The sequence below is a fragment of the Bacillus sp. AF62 genome, assembly GCF_050312695.1.
Taxonomy (GTDB): domain Bacteria; phylum Bacillota; class Bacilli; order Bacillales; family Bacillaceae_G; genus Bacillus_A; species Bacillus_A cereus.
The window spans coordinates 1-24,052 of record NZ_JBNPJZ010000066.1 but is presented as its reverse complement, the minus strand read 5'-3'; the positions used below and the strand labels follow the sequence as shown (position 1 = coordinate 24,052).

Here is a 24,052-nt window from a genome sequence, read left to right as displayed (position 1 = left end):
TAAACGCTTCGCGCGAGCAATTTTTCCCTTTTTAAAAGTGAATGACGCTTTCTTCTCTGCTGTTTTCACGTAGTAAGACTACAAACTCAGGATCCAGTTTAAACGATGAAGTTACTTAGGATTTGTCCTCTCATGAAAAGCAATTTTCTGAAAGCACCTTCACTTTCATGCATTATAATTTAGGAGCTTTCGCCCAATCCGCAGCAAATTTCTCAATACCCTGGTCTGTTAATGGGTGCATAGCAAGTTGCTCAATTACTTTATAAGGGATTGTTGCAATGTGAGCACCTGCCATCGCTACACGAGTTACGTGATCTGGATGTCTGACAGAAGCCGCAATAATTTGTGTATCTAATTGATGAACATCGAATAATTCAGCAATTTTAGCAACTAATAGTACACCATCTTCAGAAATATCATCTAAGCGTCCTAAAAATGGAGAAACGTATGTTGCACCTGCTCGAGCAGCTAAAAGTGCTTGGTTCACAGTGAAAATAAGTGTAACGTTCGTTTTCACACCTTTTTCAGTAAGATAGCGACAAGCTTCTAATCCTGCTAGCGTCATTGGAAGTTTTATCGTGACATTTTTATCGCCACCGTTAATTTTAATTAATTCTTCTGCTTGAGCAATCATTTCTTCAGCTGTAACAGCATCTGGCGTTACTTCTGCCGAAACAGATTCAACTTTAGGTACTGCCTGACAAATTTCTGCGATACGGTCTTCAAACTTAACGCCCTCTTTTGCTACTAAAGAAGGATTCGTTGTAACACCAGCTAAAACTCCAAGTTTATATGCTTTTTTTATGTCCTCAAGATTTGCAGTATCAATAAAAAATTTCATGATCAATTCCCTCCAGTTTTTAAACGTTGATGAGTTACATGTTTAATATGCTTATCCCGTAAAAGCCTGATTGGTATGGAATAAAGCCCCTACTTATTAAAGTTTCACTTTATTTCTTTTCTACTGCATGTCCGCCAAATTCATTGCGCAGAGCTGCTACAACTTTTCCTGTAAATGTATCATTGTCTAATGAGCGGTAGCGCATTAATAGAGACATTGCGATAACAGGAGTTGCTGTTTGAAGGTCTAATGCTGTTTCTACTGTCCATTTTCCTTCACCAGAAGAATGCATAACCCCCTTAATTTCATCCAGTTTTGCATCTTTAGAAAATGCATTTTCTGTTAATTCCATTAACCAAGAACGAATTACTGAACCGTTGTTCCATACTCTTGATACTTTTTCATAATCGTAGTCAAATTCACTTTTCTCTAGAATCTCAAATCCTTCACCAATAGCAGCCATCATACCGTATTCAATTCCGTTATGAACCATTTTTAAGAAGTGACCACTACCAGCTTTTCCAGCATATAAGAATCCATTTTCTACAGCAGTATCGCGGAAGATAGGTTCAACGATGTCCCAAGCTTCTTGATCTCCTCCGATCATGTAACAAGCACCATTACGAGCGCCTTCCATTCCGCCAGAAGTTCCTGCATCCATAAAGTGAATGCCATCTTTCTTTAATTGCTCATATCGGCGGATAGACTCTTTATAATGTGAATTACCAGCTTCAATTAAAATATCTCCTTTTGATAAAAGTGGTGTAACCTCATCAATAACAGAATCAACAACAGCGTGTGGTACCATTACCCAAAGAATTCTTGGTGATTGTAATGACTGAACAAGTTCACTTAAACTAGATGTACCTGTTGCCCCGTACTCTTTCATTTCTTCTACTGCGCTCGTATTTAAATCAAATGCTACTACTTCATGTTTATGATCCATTAAATTTTTCCCTAAATTTAATCCCATTTTACCTAACCCAATTAATCCTACTTGCATAATATAATTCCTCCTCAAATCATCTTTTATTAAAAATCCATATCACTACAATCTGGAATACCTTTCAGCACTGAAATGTTAGTATGTACACAAAGGTATTCACAGTCATAGCTTAAGAATTCAACACATTTTTTGTAATTTGAACAACATTTTCTGTCGTAAATCCAAATAGATTCATGACTTCAGCTCCAGTTCCTGAAGCTCCAAATGTTTCAATTGATAGTACTTTTCCTTCTTGTCCTACATAACGTTCCCAACCTAGAGATACACCCATCTCAAGAGATACTCGTTTCGTTATAGAAGACGGAAGAATGGATTCTTTATATCCGTTCGATTGGCGATCGAATAACTCCCAGCTCGGCATTGCAACGATGCGAACAGAAACTTGATCTTCTTCTAATTTTGCTTTCGCACTAGCAGCTAAGGATACTTCAGAACCTGTCGCAATTAAAATTACATCCGGATTTTCATTTGTTTGTGTTAATACGTAAGCTCCTTTAGAGAGATTCTCTATGTTCGCTTTCGTTTCATTAAACACCGGTAAATTTTGACGACTCAGTACTAAAACGACTGGACCATCCGTTTGCTGTAAAGCATACGCCCAAGCACTTGCTGTTTCATTTGCATCTGACGGACGGATAACTGTTAGACCAGGAATTGCTCGAAGCGCTGCCAATTGTTCAATTGGTTCATGCGTTGGACCATCTTCTCCTACAGCAATCGAATCATGTGTAAATACGTAAGTAACAGGTAACTTTTGCAGTGCAGCCAGTCGAATCGATGGACGAAGGTAATCATTAAATACAAAGAATGTACTTACGAAAGGTTTTACTCCTCCATGGAGAGCCAGTCCATTCGCTGCCGCGCCCATTGCATGTTCACGTACACCGAAGTATATATTTCGTCCAGCATATGATTCTACTGCATATACTGCTTCACCTTTTATATCTGTCATCGTAGAATGAGAAAGATCTGCACTTCCACCGAAAATAGAAGGAATCGATTTCACATAATGATTAATAGCTTCCCCACTTGCAACACGAGTGGAAATCGTTTTTTCAGTATCAAAGGATAGAATGTCTTTCGATTCAATTAAAACCTCACCTGTAATCGCTTTTTCTAATTCATCTGCCAGTGTAGGATTCGCTTCTCTGTATGAGTTGAACTGCTCATTCCAGTCATTTTCTTTTTCAATACCTTTTTGTTTCAGTTCATTAAAATGAGCTTTTACTTCTTCAGGTACAAAGAAATCTTCCTCATAATCCCAACCATACACTTGTTTTGTCGCTGTTGCCTCTTCTACTCCAAGCGGATTACCATGTGCTTTGTTCGTTCCAGCAACTTTTGGACTTCCATAACCTATAATGGTTCTAATTTCTATAAGAGTAGGTTGATCCGTATTTTCTTTCGCTAATGTAATGGCTTTTGTAATAGCATCGACATCGTTTCCATCTTCAACTCTTACATATTGCCAATGTACAGATTCTGCCCTTTTCTGAATATCTTCAGAGAAAGCAATGCCTAATTCACCATCAAGTGAAATTTCATTTGAATCATACAGTACAATTAACTTGCCAAGTTTCATATGTCCTGCCATTGACATCGCTTCATAAGCGACACCCTCCATTAAGTCACCATCTCCGACTAAAGCATACGTATTGTGATCTATAATAGAGTGACCACCCTTATTAAACTTCGCTGCTAAATGAGCTTCTGCCATTGCCATTCCGACAGCATTAGCAATCCCTTGTCCTAACGGGCCTGTAGTCGCTTCAACTCCAGGAGTATGACCAAACTCAGGATGTCCTGGTGTTTTACTATTTAACTTTCTGAAGTTTTTCAAGTCATCAATTGAAACGTCATATCCAGCTAAATGAAGTAGGCTATATAACAGACTAGATCCATGTCCCGCCGATAAAACGAAACGATCACGGTTAAACCACTTTGGATGATTAGGATTGTAATTTAAATGATTCGCCCATAATGCATAAGCCATTGGTGCTGCTCCCATCGGAAGACCTGGATGACCTGAGTTTGCCGCATTAATAGCATCAATCGATAACGTACGAAGTGTATTCACTGCTAATTGATTTATGTTTTGTGTCATAGTAATCGTCCCCCTAAATGATTTCATGAAAGAAAGTACTTATTTTTCCGTCTCTTGATCTAACCACCATTTAAATCCACTTTCTTGCAACAGTTCATTAGACGCTTCTGGACCATATGAACCAGACTCATATTCATGAAGTGGTAATAAGTTTTCCTCGAACGCTTCAAGAATTGGTTGTACCCATTCCCATGACAATTCAACTTCTCTCCAATGTGCAAAGAATGTAGCGTCTCCACTCACCGCATCATGAATGAGTCTTTCATACGCTTCAGGTACTCCCACATCCACTTGCTCGCAAGTAAAGTTAATACGCATCGGTTCAATCTCTCCATTTTTCAATGGATTTTTACTATTTAACTGTAATGAAACATTCTCACCTGGGCTAATTTCAATTATTAATAAGTTAGGTGCTGCATTTGGATTATTATCTTGATATTGCTGTTTTAACGTATTTTTAAACTCGATTACAATACGAGTGGACTTTTCTTTCATTCGTTTTCCTGTTCGTATATAAAATGGAACGCCAGTCCAAAATGGATTATCGATCCACAAACGAGCAGCAACAAATGTGTCTATGTTAGAAGAAGGATTTACTCCTGGCTCCTCTTTATACGCTACAACTTGCCCGCCTTTTATCTCTCCTGAAGCGTATTGACCGCGAACGATATGGCTTTGAACGTCTTCTTTTTTCACTTTACGAAGCGTCTCCATTACCTTTCGTTTTTCCTCTCGAATTTCACATGCATTAACCTTTTCCGGCAGATTCATAGCAGTCATCATTAATATTTGTAACATATGATTTTGAACCATATCTCGAATGGCTCCTGCATGATCATAATATCCGGCTCTTTCTTCAACCCCAACTGTTTCACTAGCTGTAATTTGTACATTTGCTATATGTTCTTTGTTCCAAATCGATTGGAGAACAGGATTTGCAAATTCTAGTGCTTCAAGGTTTTGAATCATCGGTTTACCTAAATAGTGATCAATACGGTATATCTCGTCTTCTTTAAACGTGCGACTAAGCTTATCATTAAGCTCACGAGCAGATGTAAGGTCGTGCCCAAACGGTTTCTCAATCATCAGGCGTTTCCATCCATCTGTTTTATCAAGTCCGCTTTCCTTAATATTTAAAGCAATCGTCTCGAAAAATTCAGGAGCAACTGAAAGATAGAACATTCTATTACCTTTTATATGTAGTTCCTCTTCCCTTTGACGAACGACTTGTAATAACCTCTCATAGTCTTCCGGTTTACTCACATCTAATGGACAATAGCGAAAATTATCTAAAAAACCTTCGAGTTCCGGAGTACCTTCTTCCCTCTGACGAGAAAACGTCTCTATTGATTCTTTTATTCTTTCTTGAAAATCTTCATGAGATACTTGACGTCTTCCAAGCCCGATAACAGATATCTGCTTTGGAAGCTTTTGATCTCTATATAAGTTATATAGCGCGGGGTAAATTTTGCGTTTCGCTAAGTCCCCTGTCGCTCCAAATAAAACAAAGGTCATTGATTCCAATTTCAGTCCCCCTCTTGTTGTATAATCCTCGTCAATATACTAAAAATGAATTGTACAGAAGCTCATACTCTTATACTTCCTGTTTTTATAAAAAACAAAGAGTTATCTAATTCCAATTCTTTTTATACCTTTCGCCCTCTCATTGTCCCCAATATTAATAGTGGCAATTCAAAGCATTTCTACTGCAACTTACTTATTTATAGAACTTAACGAAATATTTTATATCTAATTACTTTTAGTAATTAAGTAATCTTATGTCTAATATATTAACCACATAAATTATTATCGTCAATAAAAATGTCTTGAATTAAATACTATTTATTTCATAATACTTTTCTAAGTGTATTCCTAGTTACCATTCATTTTCAAAGATAATGATCAACATAACAAATATCAGTTTCATCAAAATCTTCAATTAATTTTCCATTAAACTCGCGAGCAGACGTTACATTATAATCAAAAGGCTTCTCTATAATAAGACGGTTTAATCCTTTTGTAGCCCACAATCCACTTTCCTTAATATTTAAAGCAATGACATCAAATACTTCTGGTATAACAGATAGGTAAAACATGCGGTTTTCAGGAATGTTTAATTCTATTTCACGCCTCTTTACAAGACTCAACAAATCTTGATAGTCCTCTATATTCGCTGTATCTAATTGACAATAACGAAATGTGCTAATAAATTCTTCTACTCCTGATTCGTCATCAGTAGATTTTCTAGAAAATGTAGTAAGGGATTGTCCTACTATTGTTTGAAATTCCACATCTGACATTCCCCTTCTGCCAATACCGATAATCGAAAGAGATTGCGGTATATTTTTATTACTAAATAGTTTGTATAAAGCAGGGTAAATTTTGCGTTTCGCTAAATCCCCTGTCGCTCCGAATAAAAGAAATGTCATTGAATCCATTTGCTATCTCCCTTTTTAAAACAATTGCTAGAAAAGAATATATTAGCTCATTCGCTACTTAGCACAACGCTCTCTCTAAATCCTCATACTTTACCAATGTTTCTTTAATACAATTTTGCCAAGAGCACGTTCTGATTCACTTATGTGGTGTGCTTTTTTTACGCCTTCTACATGTAAAGGCAACACATGTGTTACAACAGGTTTAATCTTCCCGTCCTCAATTAATTCTGTAATAAGAGAAAGTTCATATCCGTTAGGTTCAGTAAATATATGGTCACTCTGAATATTTTTCTCTCTTGCTACTTCAGTTTGCGGAATTTCCATACCTTTCGGACCATAGATAGACGCTAACTTTCCATTTGGGGCAAGCACTTTATAACTATCCTTTAGTACATCCTCGCCTAACACATCAAATACAATATTGTAATTATGCAAAAGCAAAGAAAAATCTTCTGTTTTGTAATCAATGACAGTATCAGCGCCTAGCTCCTTTACAAACTGTATGTTTTTCGTACTAGTCGTAGTTGCAACATGTGCACCGAAGCTTTTTGCTAGTTGAATAGCAAACGTACCAATCCCGCCAGATCCAGCATGAATTAAAACCTTATTACCCTTTTGAACATTAGCGAATTTCACTAAACTTTGCCAACTTGTCAAACCTACTAGAGGGATTGATGCTGCTTCCTCAAAAGATAGATTTCTCGGTTTTTTCGCTACATACTTCTCATCTACAGCCACGTACTCTGCATAAGTACCATTTCGTTCAATATCTGGACGACTATATACTTCATCCCCCACTTTAAATGCTGTAACGTTTGGCCCTATAGCAGCAACTACACCTGCAACATCCCATCCTAAAACGAGCGGGAAGTCATAAGAAATTACGTCTTGAAGTAAACCTTCACGTATTTTCCAATCCACAGGATTTACACCAGCTGCATATACTTCAATCAGTACATCGTTGTCTCCCAATAGCGGTGTCTGCATTTCAATCTCTTGTAGTACGCTTTTATCTCCATATTGCATAAGTCCTATTGCTTTCATTCTTTTCACTCCTTTACAAGACTGGGAAATGCGGTAGTACTTCTTCTCCTAGCTCATCCAATACTTCGTCAGCTGGACGTTGACCATCAAATAGAGCAAGAAATAAATGATTCACACCAATACTTTTATATATATTAAGTAATTCAATTAGTGCCTTACGTCCGGTACGGTAACCTAAACGTATCGGTGTAGGACGTTCATTTGGATCTTCAGATAAGTCTAAATGCATCGGTTGTATAAATGGTTTGAATACATCTGGATGATAATCCTCTACTAGTTCTCTCCATTGTCCAATTGCTGCCGCCTGATGCACCGGACTACGTGGGTAGTACATCCATCCATCTCCATGTTCAGCAAACCATTCCATATTTTGCTGACTAAAACCTGTAATAAAGGTTGGAACACGTTTAGACGGTTTTGGAACTAAATTCGCACCATGAACTTCTCCTAGTGTCGACTGGATAGACGGGAAGTTTTTATACAAAATTTCTTCCAAGTAAGCAAACGCTTCTCTAAACTTTTCACCTCGTGTTTCATGACTAACACCTAACGCTTTGAAATCGGCACGTCTGTCACCGGATGAAACGCCAAGCATAATTCTTTCTGGAAATAGTTGATCTAATGTAGCAATTTCTTTTGCTACACGCAATGGATGACGAAGTGACAACACTGTTGCCGACGTTCCAAATGCGATTTTCTCTGTCTTGCTTGCTAAATACGTCAAATAAATCATCATATCGTAAATTTGACCTGTTGCAGGATCACCAAAATCAGGGTCTTGCAGCAATACATCGCGAAGCCATACACCTGTAAAACCGTATTGTTCCGCTTTTTGTACCAACTCTACTTGTTTTTCCATCGTTGGAGCATGAAACTGATAATTTTCAATCGGAATGTGAACTCCTAATGTAAGTTGATCTTTCGCAAACATACGATTATATCCAAAATGATTCGCAAACTTTTCCATGTGTTTCACTCACTTTCCTTCATTCATATAAATCTATACTTTTCTTTACTCTTAATATTTCTTTTCAAATTTCATAGACAATGCTGTAACACCACATTGTTGCCGATTGTAATCGTTATAACTTTCTTTGTGCTACGAGTGTTATTATAAATCGGCCATAACATGAATAACAGTACGTACTTTAAAGTGATGTAGGCACTTTTAAGTACCTATACTAAGTGAGTAATAATAAATCATGCTGCAAAAATAACATCTACCCTTTCTTCAAAAAACTTTACAGTAGTTTTTAGAAGTACGTTACATTATTTCATTTCATGCACTTTCCTCTTCTTTATATAAAATTCTCACTAACCAAATTCAAAATATTATACTTATTTTTCGTACTTTGCTATGCTATAACCACAAACAGGAGGTATAAACTATGAAAGCACAAATTATCCATTCTTTTGGGGATTCATCTGTATTTCAATTAGAAGAAGTTTCAAAACCAAAACTTTTACCAGGTCATGTTCTAATCAATGTAAAAGCAACAAGTGTAAATCCAATCGATACAAAAATGCGTAGTGGCGCTGTTTCAGCAGTCGCTCCTGAGTTTCCAGCTATATTACACGGCGATGTAGCTGGTATTGTTATTGAAGTAGGAGAAGGTGTTTCGAAATTCAAATCAGGGGATGAAGTATACGGATGTGCCGGAGGTTTTAAAGAAACTGGTGGTGCACTTGCAGAATTTATGCTTGCTGATGCGCGATTAATTGCTCACAAACCTAACAATTTAACAATGGAAGAAGCAGCTGCTCTACCATTAGTGGCAATTACAGCTTGGGAATCTTTATTTGATCGTGCAAATATTAAACCTGGTCAAAATGTCCTCATTCATGGAGCTACTGGTGGCGTAGGACACGTAGCCATTCAACTAGCTAAATGGGCAGGCGCTAAAGTTTTTACAACCGCTTCTCAGCAGAAAAAAATTGAAATAGCTCATCGTCTGGGAGCTGACGTAGCCATTAATTATAAAGAAGAATCTGTTCAAGAATATGTGCAAAAACATACGAATGGCAACGGATTTGAAGTTATATTTGATACAGTAGGTGGCAAGAATCTCGATCATTCTTTTGAAGCTGCTGCGGTCAATGGAACCGTCGTAACAATTGCAGCTCGTTCAACCCATGACCTCTCTCCTTTACACGCAAAAGGACTCTCTCTGCACGTTACTTTTATGGCGTTAAAAATATTACATACAGATAAGCGTAATGATTGCGGAGAAATCTTAACGAAAATAACGCAAATTGTAGAAGAAGGAAAACTTCGTCCATTGCTAGATTCTAAATCTTTTACGTTTGATGAAGTTGCACAAGCACATGAATATTTGGAGTCGAATAAAGCAATAGGAAAAATAGTGTTAAAAAACGTTTGGTAACTATAGTTCGATAAAAATAATGATTGCTCGTTGCTAGAAAGTAACAGAATAAATAAGCTTCCTTTATTGCTAACATCATTTATCAAATTTCATGCTGCCAGTAATCGTTGGAAGAACAATAAAGTTGCGTAAAGGTCAATTTATGCAACTTTATTTATTATAGTTTTTAATTCCCTCTACATGTATGCTACATACATATCCAACAGAAAAGTTATTGATATATCTGAATTACGAAAACTTCAAATTACTGTCCCTCTTCCATAAGTACCTACATATCTAAAATTTACTGTTAAACTATCTAATCCTTGAAAACCCCAGCTGAATCCAACTATATAATTTCTTACAGTTTAAATACGAAAATAACCCATATTTTGAGGACCTCAATTGCACCCCATTTTCTGAATAAAAAATAATATTAAATTCAATAATTTAATGTGATAGTATATGTTGAACTCTTCATGAGACTATCATTCATATTACTATTTAGGAGGATTTATGAGCAATCAAAATAATAATGAAGCACCAAATAAAATGGAAATCGTAGTCATGATTTTAGGACTATTTTTACCACTCTTCCTTCCTGCTCTTCTAATGCTAGCATTAGGGAAATGGATGCCAGATGAAATTGTATATTCTGGAGTCATGTCATTATTTATTCTGTCCATTGAGTTATTCATAGTAGCTGCTATTTTTACTAAGATTTTAAGTTTATGTGGATTACCTGAAAAGAAACTAGATGAATTAGGATTTTTAGGATTTACGATTTCAGTGGTTACATCATTCTTAGCTACTTATGTAGGATATTTTGGCATAGCTAAAGTTGCATTAACCTCGGTTCAACTATCACCTCATGGCATTTTAATTATTGCAATCGTATCCACAATTATCTTAACTATTTTATTAAAGGTTTTAGAGAAATTTGATAATCAAGACGAGCTAAATACAGATAAATAAAATTGCAAACTAAAAAGGTATGCTTCAAATGGAGCATACCTTTTTCTTAATTACCAATTTAACATGAGAGATGCCACAACGCTAAACGCTTTTCCTCCTTTACAACAAGTAAAAAATAACAGCCGAATTTTTCTTATAGTAGAAAAATTCGGCTGTTTTCATATCGCAATTTGCTTTTTTTATTAGAATATACTACGTACTAATCCCCCGTCTATTCGCAACGCGGAACCATTAATCGCTGAGGAAAGTGGGCTACTTAAGAAAGTGACAAGCTGGGCAATTTCTTCTGGTCGAATAAGTCTTTGAATAATAGAGGTTGGTCGATTCTCTTTCATAAATCGCTTCTCAGCTTCTTCTATTGTCAATTGCTCATTAGGATAAAGACTATTTAGCATAGTCTCAACTCCTTCCGTTAAAGTCGAACCAGGCATTATAGTATTAACAGTCACATTCGTTCCTGTCGTCAGCTCAGCTAAACTACGAGAAAGTGAGAGTTGCATCGTTTTAGTCGCACTATAATGAGCCATTTCTTGAGATGGCATAATAGCTGCTTCGCTAGCAATAAAGATGACTCTTCCTTCTTTTCTTTCAATCATTTTTTTCAAATATGAGCGAGTAAGTCGAACACCACTCATAATATTGACTTCAAACAATTTAAACCAATCTTCATCAGGGATATCAAAATATTCTACAGGTTCAAAAATTCCTAAGTTGTTAATAAGAATGTCTACTTCAGGGTACTTTTCAATCACATTTTGGCACCCTTGTTCTGTTCCTAAATCAGCTACTACGGGTTGAAGGATAGCATCAGGATACTGCGCTCGAATTTCTTTTATCGTTTGATTAACATTTTCTTCACGGCGTCCATTAATAAGTACAGTAGCTCCTTCCTCTACTAATGAAGTGGCAATTGCTTTTCCAATCCCTGCCGTAGATCCAGTAACCAGTGCTGTTTTTCCTTTTAATTGCATATGCATGTAAATCCCTCCAAATTCATGTGCTAAATGATTGACTTACGTTGGAATAAATAATTACGTTTATATTGTGGTTCACTTCTCTTATCTTTAACAAAAAATAAGCAGATCCACCCTTTTTTCGAAAGAGTATAAAGTGAAACTTTAATCAGTGGTTTTTTTTCATCCCCCACCTAACTTCTTTGCTTCCGCTGAATTTTGAGGTGGGGGTCTTACTGCCCGGCAAATAGCGGGATAAACGAAAATTATGTAGCTATTGGACTCTGTACTGAATTAAAAATCGAAATTATCATCATTTAGATCTAATCGATAATCCTGATTCTAATCATTGTCATGTTAAAAAATCACATCAACAACAGAGTAAAGCTAAAACCAACCAGTAAATACCATTATGATCTATATTAACTAGAAAGAAAATTACGCACTTTAAAGTTCCATAGGAACAAAAAAGTGCCCTATATACTATAATTTCTAACTTTTTATATTTACTAAAGTAGTATCCTTTTCTATCATAAAAAAGAGTGTAAAATTACACATTCTTACATACAGTTATAGGATTATTTTTTATCCTAATTAACTAAAAACCATATAACATAAAGTGAAACTTTAATCAGCCCGACCCCCACCTAACTTCTTTGCTTCCGCTGAATTTTGAGGCGGGATCTTACTTCCCGGCAAATAGCGGGATAACATTTAAAAAAACCTTGAAGAAAAATTCTACAAGGTTTTTGTCTATACATACAAATTAATCACTATATTAAAATAAAAGAGTTTATAATTCATCACAATAATATTAAATATAAGCTGCTTTAAGGGCTTGTTGGACAGCTTGTACTTCTAATGAGTCTTTACCATATAAGTTCGTTGCTACACGAATACAAGCTTCTTTTAATTCTTTAAAATCAGAAGTCATATTTAATTCATCCGTATTTGCATAATAGAAAATATCAAACATTTTATCTTCTCCAATGCCATGTACATTTACTCCATTATGGCTTCCACCACTAGCAATCAAGTAAGCTACTTTATTAATAATGCTAGAGTTCGTGTGTACACCACCATGATCGTGGTCAGCATCAATAGGTAAGTTATTATAATGTCTATAGTCCTCCGGATATCTAGAAGAGATAGATGATGGGTTTTTCATATCTCTAAAAATACGACCTGATTGTTCTCCCATTGTCCAATTGAACTTTCCGTTATTGGCATACTTTTCAACTGCTACTCCTAAAATATCAGATAGAGCCTCATTAATTGCACCAGCTTCTCCTGCATACTCAAGTCCAGACTCATTTCTTGTAACCGCGTGTGTAAATTCATGTCCTGCCACATCAAATGCTCTAACAATTGGATCTCCGTATACTAACATAGCTCCATTACTAAATGCATTAAACCACTGCTTAGGATTTCCTTTATTCGTACCATTTGTGTTCCAACCATGAACGACAGAAATTACTTTTTGCCCATTATTATCAAAGCTGTTACGGCCATATTTTTCTTGATAAAAATCATATACTTTCGTTGCTAAATAATGGGCACTAACTGCTTTAGGATCAGTAAAATTTGTAGAATTACTTGTTACTAAATCATCGAGATACCCCCATACATTTCTTCTATAATTATTATAATCTTTATAATTAGCAGTATATGTTTCAATTCCCTTACCACGAGAATAATCTGCAAGCATGTACGTTCCATCACTTCGCTGCGTAATTCCAAACGTACGATTAATACCTAAGTCATCTTTTCCTGTACCTGTTAATTTTGAAGGATCTTGTGATTTATTTGCTGTCGCAGATTGGACAATACTACTATCTACTTGTATACCCAATTTTTGAACGAGTTCTTTTAATAGATTACCACCAAAAGCATCAATTAATACTGTACCAGATACATATTCAGGTGTAGATGCACTAAAAGTAATTTGATATGCGTTTGTAGCTTTATTTGTATTTTCATCTACATATACCACTTGTTTAATTTCTGGTTCTTCAATAAATGTAAGATCATTTCCATAGATGTTGAAAAGCTGTTTCTTTGCATCCTCTTCTGATAAAGTAATAGGTTGTTTCAAATCTTCCTGTTGTTGTAGATCTTGGGCACTATCCCCCGAAACGCTCGTAAGTACACCATCATCATTAATATGTGCTGTTAGTTGATATCCGTATACATCACGTCCTTCATACGTTTGTTGAAGACGTACCAATGTAGTACCATCATAAGATTTACGACTTTGCGTAACATTATAATTAACTTTGGATTCCGTATTAACTTGCTTTGATGATAATGCTTGTTCTGTTTTTCCTTTTAGTGCATCCTTTGCTACATTTTCTGCTGATTTTTGAGAAGGTGCTGTTAAATTACCTGTTCGGAACGTATCCTCCTTTGTTTCCACTTTTAAATCTTCTGTTGCCGCATGTACTCCTCCATAGGGCATAATCGCCGATAACACCACTCCTGTAGTTAAACCTACCTTTACGAAATTCTTCATATTCTTACTCCTTTACAATCTTATTATTAAGTTAAATAAATGTTTTTCAGAATTGGAAACATAGGTATTTCAAACTATCTATGTTTATCTACTGTTTATGAATTGTGATTCCTCATAATATAGATAGATTGCGTCTTTACTTTTAGATTCATTTCATTTCTCAAAAATTACTCATTATATAAGCTATCTTTATATTTATTTATATACGTTATTTTTTGTGGTTCTGATAACATATTTATAGCCATCCACACATTCTTTTTCATTTCTAATTTTTGCATTGGTATCTCTTTTAAAACTTGATTACCTATAATTTCTTCCATTTCTTCATCAATTCTTTGCATAAGATTTTCTTCTGGATTATTTTTCAAATAAGTATTTTTCAATCCCCATTTTGTCATTATAAATTCATTCGTTTTATTCATGGGATTAATAATAGTAGCTTTACTAGTTAATCGTTTTTTTATTTCATCATGATAGATTTTAATTCTATATCCTTCTTTTAGTGAAATGCTATCGTTTACTATCGTTACATTTGTTCCTTCCATTTCCTTCGTATAAATTTTTTCTCCCTTATCATTAAACACCTCTATTGATGCGTATTTTTCATCTGTATAATAGCTATGAGGAGTTTTAGTAGTAACTGTAAAAACAGCTTGCTTTTGCTCTAAGTCTGTATTTAATTCGGCAAACTGGTCATCTCCTAATCCTAGGAATTGAATCGTTTGATTTACCAACTTACTCACTTTCATCTCGTTAACATCAATCGTTAGACTATTATCTTTTTCTTTTACATAGGCATAATACGAACTAAAATGGTACATACTATCCGTTTTCCCACCTGAAATCTCAACTGTATAAACTCCATTTGGTACGTCTTGTAAATTGATATCTGTTGTTTCAATTGTTTTCTCTTGAACAACTGTATTCCCTTCTTTTAATTTAATTTTTCCTCCTTTCAATGTATCTATTTCATTTGTTTTTAAATGGATATGCAAATTCCCTTTTAGTCCAAGTGGAGCAATTTGCTGATTCGTAACTATTTCGAAATTGGAGTTTATCGGAATATCCGGATCAACTATAGCTCTTGCTTTCGCTAATTGTGATTCAGGCACTATAAAAGCTAAAGAAGTAACAGCCGGAAAACCTTTCGCCCTATTCATCTCTATTTGTTTATGATTAAGCTTAAAGCCCCATCTTTCAAAAACAGGTGTAAAATCAACTTGTCCATTCTCACTATAATACTGATTCATTAAATCTGGTAAAGAATGGTCACCTTTTTTGAAAGCAGCATTGCTAGCTAGTTTTCGATAACCTTGATACATTTTTGCAAAAGCTTCATCGCCAGCTTTTTGTTTCGCCATCGTTAAAAGAATAAGTTTTTGTCGTAAATCTAAATCATCATAAGTTTTATTTTCTTTCATTAAAGCATTATATAAATTCCGTTCTACCTGTTCCTTTTTCCCGAAATTAAACAACCAACCAACTTGATCTGCTTTTTTTCCATATTTGCTATATTGATATTGAACACCGAATAGATTATTAGAAACTTCTCCTGTAAATATTCCTTGATTATCAAAACCAGCTTGGTATCCGTGAGCGATTTCATGTAAAGTTCCCCAACTCAGTTTATCTAACCACATTTTTGTACTATCTGAACTATTCGCTGTCCAATTTGTACCATAATAGGCACCGCCAGCACCGGATATATCTGCTTTTAAGAAATAACGATTTTGACTTTTTCTATTTTCAACAGTTGAGCCATCTAAACCAATAATTGAATCATACATCGCAAAAATATCTTCATAATACGCAATTAACTCATCTAACGATTGAAAATCTTTTAAAGATCTTACTAACTCTTTATCTTTTTTAGGTACAAATAATTGAAAACTCTTCCCTTGAATTAATGCATACTCTCCATCAAATTGATCCCATGTGCTAAAAAATTGAGATACACTTCCTTGTTGTTTATAAATGGGAAGAGGTTTAGTAGCACTTTCATTCCCTACTTGGTACTCAAGTACAGCGTGCTCTTCACCATACGGAGTATCTATGAAAGGAACTAAAGGCGTATCACCTTGAATGGTAATCCATTCATTTCCTACTTGTATGGATTTTTCATTTTTAGAGTCATTAGACAATAAACGTAATGTTAATTTGTCTTTAAAATTAGGATTCGTTTGTCTTACCTTTAATGGTGTATTTCTCTGCAAAATAAATCCTAAATCTTGTCGATCGTGATATTTACCCTTACTTATGCCCGCCTGAAATATCCAAGTAGGCTCTTCTAAACTAGTAATTTCTTTTACATTTGTTCGTTCATCAGCATGTAAATGTATATTTCCTATGAGGAAAAACATTGTATACATGATGCCTATAACAAGTAATCTTTTCATTTGCATATCTCCTTTTCTATTTTTTTATATACAAAATACAATAAAACAAATTCCTCCTTCCTCACTTATAATTATGGCCAGTAAGTTATTTATAAGTGTAATTATTATAGTTACATTAATTCATGATTATCAATCATTTAATGTATGTAATTTTGCATATATGAATATTTTGTGATAACTTCCAAAATATCGTATAATGATCAATATTTTTTTCATACATTATTCAATAAAAAAACACGAAGACCCTTAAGTCTTCATGTTTTTATACTTGTGATTGAATTAATTACTAAAATCTTTTTAATCGCGAAAAATCAATTATTTTTAGGCTGATAGCCATACGTAAACTTTTATGATTTACTCATCCTTTTTGTTCTGTAATATTAAATTTTGAAACCAGTTCCGTTAATTCTTCCACCTTTTCTTTCATTTTGTTGGATTGGATTGATATTTGTTCAATTGATACGGCCTGTGATTGAATTGAATTTACTGTTTGAAGCGTCTCCTTTTTCACATCCGTTGCAGTTTCAGAAACTAGCGAAAGAGAAGCATTTACTTCTTCTGTACCAGCAGACATCTCTTCTGTCGCTGCGGATACTTCTTGAATTTGACTTGTAATCTTATCAATATCTCTCATAATAGACAAGAAGGTTTGATTCGCTTTGTAAGCAGCTTCTTTTCCTTCTACTGCCTTTTGTTGTCCTTTTTGCATGACATTAACTGTATCTTTGGTATCTTTTTGAATGGATTTTATTAAATGATTAACTTCTTTTGCAGATTCTTTAGATTGCTCAGCCAAGTCTCGAACTTCTGCGGCAACCACTGCAAATCCTTTCCCATTCTCTCCAGCACGTGCCGCTTCAATAGCGGCATTTAAGGCAAGAAGATTCGTTTGTTCGGCAATATTAGTAATTGCAGCGAGAGCTGTATCAATCTGTTGTGTACGTGTAACAAGTTTATTTATTACTTTTGATGTTTCCTCAACAACATCATGCACACTATTCATTTGAAGAATAGAGTGATTTATCACTTCACTACCGATATTTATTCGTTCTGTAGTTGTTACTGCTACCTCAGCGACTACTGCTGAAGATTCAGCTACAGTTTGCACCCCTGTTGTAATTTCTTCCATTGAGGATGAGCTCTCCTGAATACTAGTTACCTGTCCTTCTATTTTTGTTTTTACTTCTAAAACAGTCTGTACAACCTCATTTGAAATACTAGACGCTCGATTTGTATCTTGTAATACGCCCTCCGTAGTAGAAATAACCTCTTGTGTTGTCATCTTAACATTCGCAATTAATTGTTGAAGGTTATCTAACATACTATTAAAAGACTGAACAATATGCCCTAATTCATTATTTGCTTTATAAGGAGTACGTGTTGTTAAATCTCCAGCTGCTACTTTTTCCATATCATTTTGTAGTAACACAAGTGGTTTTCGGATAGTTAATTTAATAACATATCCAGTTAATATAATTATCAAAATTGCTAAAAGCGAAATACTTATAAACATTATCATTGTATTTTGAGCACTATTATTATTTTCCTTCTGTAAAAGCTCTGCATTATTACTATTATATAAAATCAATTCCCGAATTGATTTTATTGATTTTTGCATATTAGGTTCAATCTCTTTTAGGTAATATGCATATGCTTCCTCATTATTAGATTTCCCTAATTCTTGCGCTTTCTTCATTTGAGTTCTTAATTCATTAAATGTTTCATAAAACGTGTTATATAATTCTTTTTCTTTAGTAGAAATAACTTTAGCCTCAAACTGCTTTAAAAGATGATCATTTTCCTGACGAATTCCGTCCATTTCTCTTATTAATTCATTCATTCTTTTTTCATCTTTTGATACCATAATTTCCATAAAGTTCATATTAACATGATAAAAATTAGATTCTACAATACCAATCCACTCAATTGGTAGTAAATTATCCTCATACATATTAGAGGAAGTACTTTTCCCTCTTTCTAATCCCCAAAACCCTATTAGGGATAATACTATACATGCAATACTTGATATAGTTATTAATATGTTTAGTTTTGTACCAACCTTACTGTTTCTTAATAATTCCAATTCACTTTCTCCATTCTAATATATAGTTTAAGTAATGTATTTTATACCAAGAATCCAAAAATTACGATGTTTATTTTGTGATATGCAATTTTGCATATCATCCACTACTGATTCAAAATAACCTAACATTGTAATTTTGGTTTTCCAAAAATTCATGATTATGAACACACCCTATTAATTCTTAAACTTCTCATCCAAAATATCCAAAAATATTGTGGCACCAGGGGAACCCATCATTGATATATAAATTACACTGCTATACAAGACTAGCTTAAAAATATTTTTCTTATTGCTCATTTTTCTATTTTCTCTCTATTAGAAGTACTCCTAGCACATCGCACTAATAAAAACGATAGTATTAAAAAATAAGGAAAGACATAACACCTATGTCTTTCCTCTAAAATTGTAACACTCAATATACTCTTAGCTCTATTTGATTTGCCAGTTAAATCCTCACATTTCTTTCTTTATAATATCTCCTAACTCTGTCCAACTTGTAATACGCGGGATATTGAGATGTTGATTGTAAGAAGTAGTTTTTGCATACACTTTTATTGGCTTTCCTATTAACGTTTCTAAGACAGCTGGCTTATCATCAAAGAAATAGTTTAATTTCATTTCTTGTATGAAGTGTATTTTTTCTTCATCTTTCATTCCATAGAAAAAGCGATCTTCATGTACCGGAAAACCTTTTTCTATTAACCATTTTTTTGTTTGCTCTCCATGCTCTTTAGGCCGAGCTGTTATATAGTATATTTCATGTCCCTGTCTTTCTAATTCTTGTAATGTCTCTACTGCATATGGAAACGGTGAACAAGAAGTATAATAAATCTCATCCAGCAAACTATTCCACATATGACTGCCTTCCTCCGAATTCATGCCAAATGCTTCATGAATTTCAATTGTTTTTAAAGAATGAAATACATCCAATCCTACTTTTTTGTTTAATTTCTTATTATATAAATGAAAAGCATGCTGCCTTAAATCAATTAATGTATCATCGATATCAAATCCAAACTTCACTCTTCATCGCTCCTTTCTGCAATCCATTTATCGGAAAATATAAGTAGCTTTTATTCTCCTTATATTTTCCGATATTCTGGATAGCCAATAAATCTATAATCTTTTCCAACCTGGGTAAATGATATATCCTTAAATTCAATTGCATCTTGCATTTTAGTAATACCAGTCCCCCCTACAAAGCTAGGCGCCAATCTGCCCCCAATAATTTTTGGTGCGACATATAATATAAGTTTATCCATCAATTTATTTTCAATAAACGAAGCATTTACCTCTCCACCACCTTCAATAAGCAGGGAGGAAACTCCTTTTTGCCCTAAAACATCAAGCATTTCATGTAAGTTTATATGCTTTTCTCCGCTAGTAACAAATACTTTAACTCCTGCATTTTCTAATGCTTTCTTTTTTTTCGCTGCATGATTACTTGTTGTAAATATCCAGGTAGGAGCTTCTCCATCTGTAACAACGTTAGCTTCCATCGGTATGCGTAATGTCGAGTCCAATATTATTCGAAGTGGATTTCGTCCATTTGGAATACGCGTTGTCAATGATGGATTATCCTTTTGAACAGTATTCGCTCCTACTAAAATAGCCGCATTTTCGTTTCGTATTTGGTGTACTTCTTGTCTTGCTTCTGTAGATGTAATCCACTTACTATCCGATGAAGACGTAGCGATTTTCCCGTCTAATGTAACTCCTGATTTAATCGTTACAAATGGACGCTTTGTCAAAATATATTTATTAAAGACTTCATTCATTTTTTTAGATTCTTCTTCACACACTCCTACAAGTACTTCAATACCTGCATCTTGTAGAATTTTAATTCCACGTCCAGAAACAAGCGGGTTTGGATCAAGTGTAGCAACTACTACCTTCTTAATTCCTGCTTGTACAATTGCTTCAGCACAAGGCCCTGTTCTACCATAATGAGAACAAGGTTCAAGAGTTACATAGATTGTAGCACCACGTGCCTGTTCTCCAGCCATACGTATCGCATGTATTTCGGCATGTGGTTCTCCGGCCTTCATATGTGCTCCGACCCCTACAATTCGATTATCATTTACAATTACAGATCCAACCAATGGATTTGGAGTCGTTTGTCCCTTCATAGCCTTGGCATTTTCTAGTGCTAGCTTCATATACAATTCATGCTCAAGCATGTAAGTGTCCCCCTTCAAAATGTCCAGAACGCTGAATCTTCGTTTGCAAATATTTCTCATTAAACTCTGAGATATCACCCCATAACGGTTCACGACTCGTAACATTTAATCCAGCTTTTTGTAACGCTTCTAATTTTTTCGGATTATTTGTAATAAGTTTTACAGGTTTTGAGCGTAGCGCTTTTAATACTTCAATTGTATCATCATAGTTTCGAACATCATCTTCAAAGCCTAGGTTCAGATTAGCTTCTACTGTATCTAACCCATTTTCTTGCAAGAGGTACGTCATAGCTTTACTAAACAAACCAATTCCTCTTCCTTCATGATTCGCTAAGTAAAATAAAGCACCTGAACCATGTTCTGTAATCATTTGTAAAGACTGCTTTAATTGAAATCCACAATCACAACGTTTACTACCAAAGATATCACCCGTGTGACAAATACTATGCATACGAATTAGGGCATCTTCAGAATTCTCAAAATCACCATACACAAGCACACTAGATTGCTGCATATCAGCTAAATTAATAGATGAAAGCTTTTCAATAATTCCTTCTACACTATTTGTAACCTCACTACATTGCAACCAAGAATACCATTGAAAAACTTTAGTCTCCCCATATAAATTAATTGGCAATTTGATAGGTCCTACTAAATAAATATCCTTTCCATCTTGATGTATAAATTGAATTTTATCTTCTAACATATGAATTGTATCTGTTGTAACCATTAGGTACCTCCTAGTATTGAGAATCTCTAAAAATTCTCTTCCATTGTTATATTTTTTATTGTTTAACTTACACAACGTAAGTGTTTTTACAGATGCTATTCTTTTTTCTCTCAGCTTATATGCAATATGTATCATTACAACTTTGGCCATTTAAAGAAAAGAGTTTTAGTTACATAAAACAACTTAGTTACTTTATGTAAGTTAGTATACATACGTAATTAATTTACGTCAAGTAATTAATTATAAAAACATTTGTTACTAATAGTAAGATGTTATATAATTTATTTTAGGAGGTGAAGGAAAATGAATGATTCTACATTATGCCCTCGCTTTGAAAAAGGAATGAAATTTTTTAGCCAACGATGGACAGCACTAATTATTTACCAACTTTTTTCTGGATCTCAGCGCTTTTGTACGCTTGAATCTTCTCTTCCTGTTAGCGGAAGATTACTTTCAGAAAGATTGAAAGAATTAGAACTAGAAGGAATTGTCGAACGTAAAGTCTTTCCTGAGACACCAGTTCGTATAGAATATTCTTTAACTCAAAAAGGATTTGCTTTAGAATCCATTATTCGTGGAATAGAAGAGTGGTCACAGGAATGGGTAAAACTTGAGGAATAGCATAAAAGCTTTTTCGTATATAGTTTTAAGTAATCAAATTACAAATATCTATAATTAAAACGCTAGTTTTTCAAACATTTATGAAAAGCTAGCGTTTTTGAATGAATAAAATAAAATTTAAGAAATGAAACAAGGTGATCAAAACGATCACCTTGTTCCTTTAAAGATTAAAATAGTGTTTTTAACAGAACGAATAAACTTTTTTGACGAAACAGTTTTTTTCACAATACAGTTAGCTTCCTCCGCTATTTGCGAACAGTAAGACCACTACTAATTAAAGCTTCACTTTATTACATTTGAATGTTACTTATGAAATTTCACACGCTCTTCAAGTGGTTGGAATTCTTTTTCTCCTGGTGCAGCCGTTGGATTACCAAATGGCATTTGCGCAATCAGTTTCCAATTAGCAGGAACATTCCATTCTGTTTTTACTTCATCATCAATTAATGGATTATAATGTTGTAAAGATGCCCCTAATCCCTCTGCTTCTAAACCTGTCCACACGACTAATTGGTGCATACCTGATGCTTGGTGTGACCAAATTGGGAAGTTTTCAGCATATGCAGCAAATTTTTCTTGAAGCGATTTAACGATAGCCTCATCTTCAAAGAATAGTACTGTTCCATAACCAGCTTTAAAAGAATCCATTTTTTGTTGCGTGCCTGAGAAATCTCCATCTCCAACTACTTTTCTTAATGTTTCAGTTGTAATATCCCATAATTTATCATGAGCTTCACCAAATAATACAACTAATCGCGCAGTTTGAGAATTGAAAGCTGATGGAGTATATTTCACAGCAAACTCCACGATTTCTTTAATTTTTTCATCCGATACTTGTACCTCTTTGTTAATTCCATAGTAAGTACGTCTTTCTTTCAGTGCAGTATAGAAATCTTTTGTCATAATTCATTTCCTCCTAAGTTTTAATATTCTTCAAAATGATACATTGCGAAGAGAATATGAGTTGAAATGAGTTCATTTTTGAACCATTGAACTCCCTAACACCAATTGCTAGTCACTCTGAATCTAAATCACTGCTTCTTGCTTCAGTTCACCTAAAAAAACTCTTATAGCATCATTGATACAATCTAGTGATCATTCGGTATTATTTTACCCATTCTCTATTCATGTATCCTGCTTGTTTCATATTTACACAAATATGAAAATAACCTTAAATTGATGGTCAAAAAAGCCAGGTAGCATGAATAACACATTACCTGGCTTTTTACATTTTTAATTTACATTCAACTAAACATTACCAATGAATAGTAGTAAAAAATATACCCGTCACTTATTTAATAATTAACATCTCATATGGATGTTGTTCCATAAATCTATTCTCCCAAGGAATCTCTAATGATGTCCAATTTGAACCACCGTCTACTGACTGATACACTCCTTTATTGCTAAACAGATAAAACGTTCCATCACTTGTTGCCTTTAATACTGGTATGATTGTCCCTTTAGGAGTTGGTAAACCTGCATTCATTTCTGCCCAAGACTGATTTTTTTCTTTCTTATAAATAAATGATTCACAATTTCCATTATTGTAATCATGCGCTACGCGTGGATTTGAAGATGTCGCGATAATAATATTTTCTGGATCATTTGGGTTAACTGCCATTTGATATGCGTAATGATGCTTTAGCCCGCTACACATATAGTTCCAAGTCTTACCTCCATCATTACTCTCCGCATACTCTTGACCTGGTTCTTTCAAGAATGAATCACCTAAGAACCTGTTTAGAATCTATGGTATAATCTGTACAAAAAAGGATATTTTCTATGATACATAATTATACAAGT

18 protein-coding genes and 1 pseudogene are annotated in these 24,052 nt (G+C 34.5%); 3 read left to right on the top strand and 16 right to left on the bottom strand.

Annotated elements, in window-relative coordinates:
• Window positions 1–172: 172 nt before the first annotated feature.
• The 7 genes from fsa to ACQRBL_RS15565 form a co-directional block, all read right to left on the bottom strand.
• Window positions 173–841, bottom strand: a complete 669-nt coding sequence (gene fsa / locus ACQRBL_RS15595) for a fructose-6-phosphate aldolase (protein ID WP_000667692.1) — start codon at window positions 839–841, stop codon at window positions 173–175.
• A 109-nt stretch (window positions 842–950) separates the two neighbouring features.
• Window positions 951–1,844, bottom strand: coding sequence for a phosphogluconate dehydrogenase (NAD(+)-dependent, decarboxylating) (gene gnd / locus ACQRBL_RS15590; RefSeq protein WP_001195925.1), 894 nt, complete (start codon window positions 1,842–1,844; stop codon window positions 951–953).
• A gap of 112 nt (window positions 1,845–1,956) precedes the next feature.
• A complete protein-coding gene (tkt, locus tag ACQRBL_RS15585; protein WP_411995898.1) occupies window positions 1,957–3,951 on the bottom strand; it encodes a transketolase in 1,995 nt (664 codons plus the stop codon).
• A gap of 39 nt (window positions 3,952–3,990) precedes the next feature.
• Complete coding sequence (zwf, locus tag ACQRBL_RS15580; RefSeq protein ID WP_411995897.1) at window positions 3,991–5,475, bottom strand: glucose-6-phosphate dehydrogenase; 1,485 nt, start codon at window positions 5,473–5,475, stop codon at window positions 3,991–3,993.
• A 365-nt stretch (window positions 5,476–5,840) separates the two neighbouring features.
• Window positions 5,841–6,389: a glucose-6-phosphate dehydrogenase gene (locus ACQRBL_RS15575; RefSeq protein ID WP_023522554.1), complete on the bottom strand. Its 549-nt coding sequence runs from the start codon at window positions 6,387–6,389 to the stop codon at window positions 5,841–5,843.
• 90 nt (window positions 6,390–6,479) lie between these two features.
• Window positions 6,480–7,433 carry an NADP-dependent oxidoreductase gene (locus ACQRBL_RS15570; protein WP_023522555.1) on the bottom strand — a complete coding sequence of 318 codons (954 nt, stop codon included), beginning with the start codon at window positions 7,431–7,433 and terminating at the stop codon, window positions 6,480–6,482.
• Between the two features lie 13 nt (window positions 7,434–7,446).
• Window positions 7,447–8,400, bottom strand: coding sequence for an LLM class oxidoreductase (locus tag ACQRBL_RS15565; RefSeq protein WP_023522556.1), 954 nt, complete (start codon window positions 8,398–8,400; stop codon window positions 7,447–7,449).
• A gap of 421 nt (window positions 8,401–8,821) precedes the next feature.
• Between ACQRBL_RS15565 and ACQRBL_RS15560 the strand changes: the two genes are divergently transcribed.
• Both ACQRBL_RS15560 and ACQRBL_RS15555 read left to right on the top strand, forming a co-directional pair.
• Window positions 8,822–9,817 (top strand): zinc-dependent alcohol dehydrogenase family protein, encoded by a 996-nt coding sequence (locus tag ACQRBL_RS15560; RefSeq protein WP_023522557.1) that lies wholly within the window; start codon window positions 8,822–8,824, stop codon window positions 9,815–9,817.
• Between the two features lie 495 nt (window positions 9,818–10,312).
• On the top strand, window positions 10,313–10,771 hold the full coding sequence (locus tag ACQRBL_RS15555) for a hypothetical protein (RefSeq protein WP_023522558.1): 459 nt from the start codon (window positions 10,313–10,315) through the stop codon (window positions 10,769–10,771).
• A gap of 182 nt (window positions 10,772–10,953) precedes the next feature.
• On the opposite strand, the gene ACQRBL_RS15550 is transcribed toward ACQRBL_RS15555, so the two are convergent.
• The 7 genes from ACQRBL_RS15550 to ACQRBL_RS15520 form a co-directional block, all read right to left on the bottom strand.
• Window positions 10,954–11,748, bottom strand: a complete 795-nt coding sequence (locus ACQRBL_RS15550) for an SDR family NAD(P)-dependent oxidoreductase (RefSeq protein ID WP_411995896.1) — start codon at window positions 11,746–11,748, stop codon at window positions 10,954–10,956.
• A gap of 790 nt (window positions 11,749–12,538) precedes the next feature.
• Window positions 12,539–14,236 carry a M4 family metallopeptidase gene (locus ACQRBL_RS15545; RefSeq protein WP_411995895.1) on the bottom strand — a complete coding sequence of 566 codons (1,698 nt, stop codon included), beginning with the start codon at window positions 14,234–14,236 and terminating at the stop codon, window positions 12,539–12,541.
• Between the two features lie 167 nt (window positions 14,237–14,403).
• Window positions 14,404–16,632, bottom strand: coding sequence for a putative mucin/carbohydrate-binding domain-containing protein (locus ACQRBL_RS15540; protein ID WP_411995894.1), 2,229 nt, complete (start codon window positions 16,630–16,632; stop codon window positions 14,404–14,406).
• Window positions 16,633–16,990: 358 nt separating this feature from the next.
• Window positions 16,991–18,715 carry a methyl-accepting chemotaxis protein gene (locus ACQRBL_RS15535; protein WP_411995893.1) on the bottom strand — a complete coding sequence of 575 codons (1,725 nt, stop codon included), beginning with the start codon at window positions 18,713–18,715 and terminating at the stop codon, window positions 16,991–16,993.
• 453 nt (window positions 18,716–19,168) lie between these two features.
• On the bottom strand, window positions 19,169–19,738 hold the full coding sequence (locus ACQRBL_RS15530) for a 5' nucleotidase, NT5C type (protein ID WP_000668221.1): 570 nt from the start codon (window positions 19,736–19,738) through the stop codon (window positions 19,169–19,171).
• Window positions 19,739–19,797: 59 nt separating this feature from the next.
• The gene (gene ribD / locus ACQRBL_RS15525; RefSeq protein ID WP_023522564.1) at window positions 19,798–20,895 is read right to left on the bottom strand and encodes a bifunctional diaminohydroxyphosphoribosylaminopyrimidine deaminase/5-amino-6-(5-phosphoribosylamino)uracil reductase RibD; all 1,098 of its coding nucleotides are present in this window, start codon (window positions 20,893–20,895) and stop codon (window positions 19,798–19,800) included.
• Entirely contained in the window at window positions 20,888–21,625 is a 738-nt protein-coding gene (locus ACQRBL_RS15520; RefSeq protein ID WP_023522565.1) for a GTP cyclohydrolase II, read from the bottom strand. The genes ribD and ACQRBL_RS15520 overlap by 8 nt, the downstream gene beginning before the upstream one ends.
• Window positions 21,626–21,928: 303 nt before the next feature.
• Between ACQRBL_RS15520 and ACQRBL_RS15515 the strand changes: the two genes are divergently transcribed.
• Window positions 21,929–22,246 (top strand): winged helix-turn-helix transcriptional regulator, encoded by a 318-nt coding sequence (locus ACQRBL_RS15515; protein ID WP_016124968.1) that lies wholly within the window; start codon window positions 21,929–21,931, stop codon window positions 22,244–22,246.
• A 303-nt stretch (window positions 22,247–22,549) separates the two neighbouring features.
• Here the strand turns inward: ACQRBL_RS15515 and ACQRBL_RS15510 are convergent, their stop codons facing one another.
• Entirely contained in the window at window positions 22,550–23,149 is a 600-nt protein-coding gene (locus ACQRBL_RS15510; protein ID WP_000158940.1) for a nitroreductase family protein, read from the bottom strand.
• Window positions 23,150–23,537: 388 nt separating this feature from the next.
• Window positions 23,538–23,981 (bottom strand): annotated as a pseudogene (locus tag ACQRBL_RS15505) (WD40/YVTN/BNR-like repeat-containing protein); the annotation flags it as partial.
• Window positions 23,982–24,052 lie beyond the last annotated feature (71 nt).

What these genes read in the sequence shown, in the direction of transcription:
- fsa (WP_000667692.1), bottom strand. Translation starts at nt 841, where the DNA reads ATGAAATTTTTTATTGATACTGCAAATCTTGAGGACATAAAAAAAGCA.
- gnd (WP_001195925.1), bottom strand. Translation starts at nt 1,844, where the DNA reads ATGCAAGTAGGATTAATTGGGTTAGGTAAAATGGGATTAAATTTAGGG.
- tkt (WP_411995898.1), bottom strand. Translation starts at nt 3,951, where the DNA reads ATGACACAAAACATAAATCAATTAGCAGTGAATACACTTCGTACGTTA.
- ACQRBL_RS15575 (WP_023522554.1), bottom strand. Translation starts at nt 6,389, where the DNA reads ATGGATTCAATGACATTTCTTTTATTCGGAGCGACAGGGGATTTAGCG.
- ACQRBL_RS15570 (WP_023522555.1), bottom strand. Translation starts at nt 7,433, where the DNA reads ATGAAAGCAATAGGACTTATGCAATATGGAGATAAAAGCGTACTACAA.
- ACQRBL_RS15565 (WP_023522556.1), bottom strand. Translation starts at nt 8,400, where the DNA reads ATGGAAAAGTTTGCGAATCATTTTGGATATAATCGTATGTTTGCGAAA.
- ACQRBL_RS15560 (WP_023522557.1), top strand. Translation starts at nt 8,822, where the DNA reads ATGAAAGCACAAATTATCCATTCTTTTGGGGATTCATCTGTATTTCAA.
- ACQRBL_RS15555 (WP_023522558.1), top strand. Translation starts at nt 10,313, where the DNA reads ATGAGCAATCAAAATAATAATGAAGCACCAAATAAAATGGAAATCGTA.
- ACQRBL_RS15550 (WP_411995896.1), bottom strand. Translation starts at nt 11,748, where the DNA reads ATGCATATGCAATTAAAAGGAAAAACAGCACTGGTTACTGGATCTACG.
- ACQRBL_RS15545 (WP_411995895.1), bottom strand. Translation starts at nt 14,236, where the DNA reads ATGAAGAATTTCGTAAAGGTAGGTTTAACTACAGGAGTGGTGTTATCG.
- ACQRBL_RS15540 (WP_411995894.1), bottom strand. Translation starts at nt 16,632, where the DNA reads ATGAAAAGATTACTTGTTATAGGCATCATGTATACAATGTTTTTCCTC.
- ribD (WP_023522564.1), bottom strand. Translation starts at nt 20,895, where the DNA reads ATGCTTGAGCATGAATTGTATATGAAGCTAGCACTAGAAAATGCCAAG.
- ACQRBL_RS15520 (WP_023522565.1), bottom strand. Translation starts at nt 21,625, where the DNA reads ATGGTTACAACAGATACAATTCATATGTTAGAAGATAAAATTCAATTT.
- ACQRBL_RS15515 (WP_016124968.1), top strand. Translation starts at nt 21,929, where the DNA reads ATGAATGATTCTACATTATGCCCTCGCTTTGAAAAAGGAATGAAATTT.
- ACQRBL_RS15510 (WP_000158940.1), bottom strand. Translation starts at nt 23,149, where the DNA reads ATGACAAAAGATTTCTATACTGCACTGAAAGAAAGACGTACTTACTAT.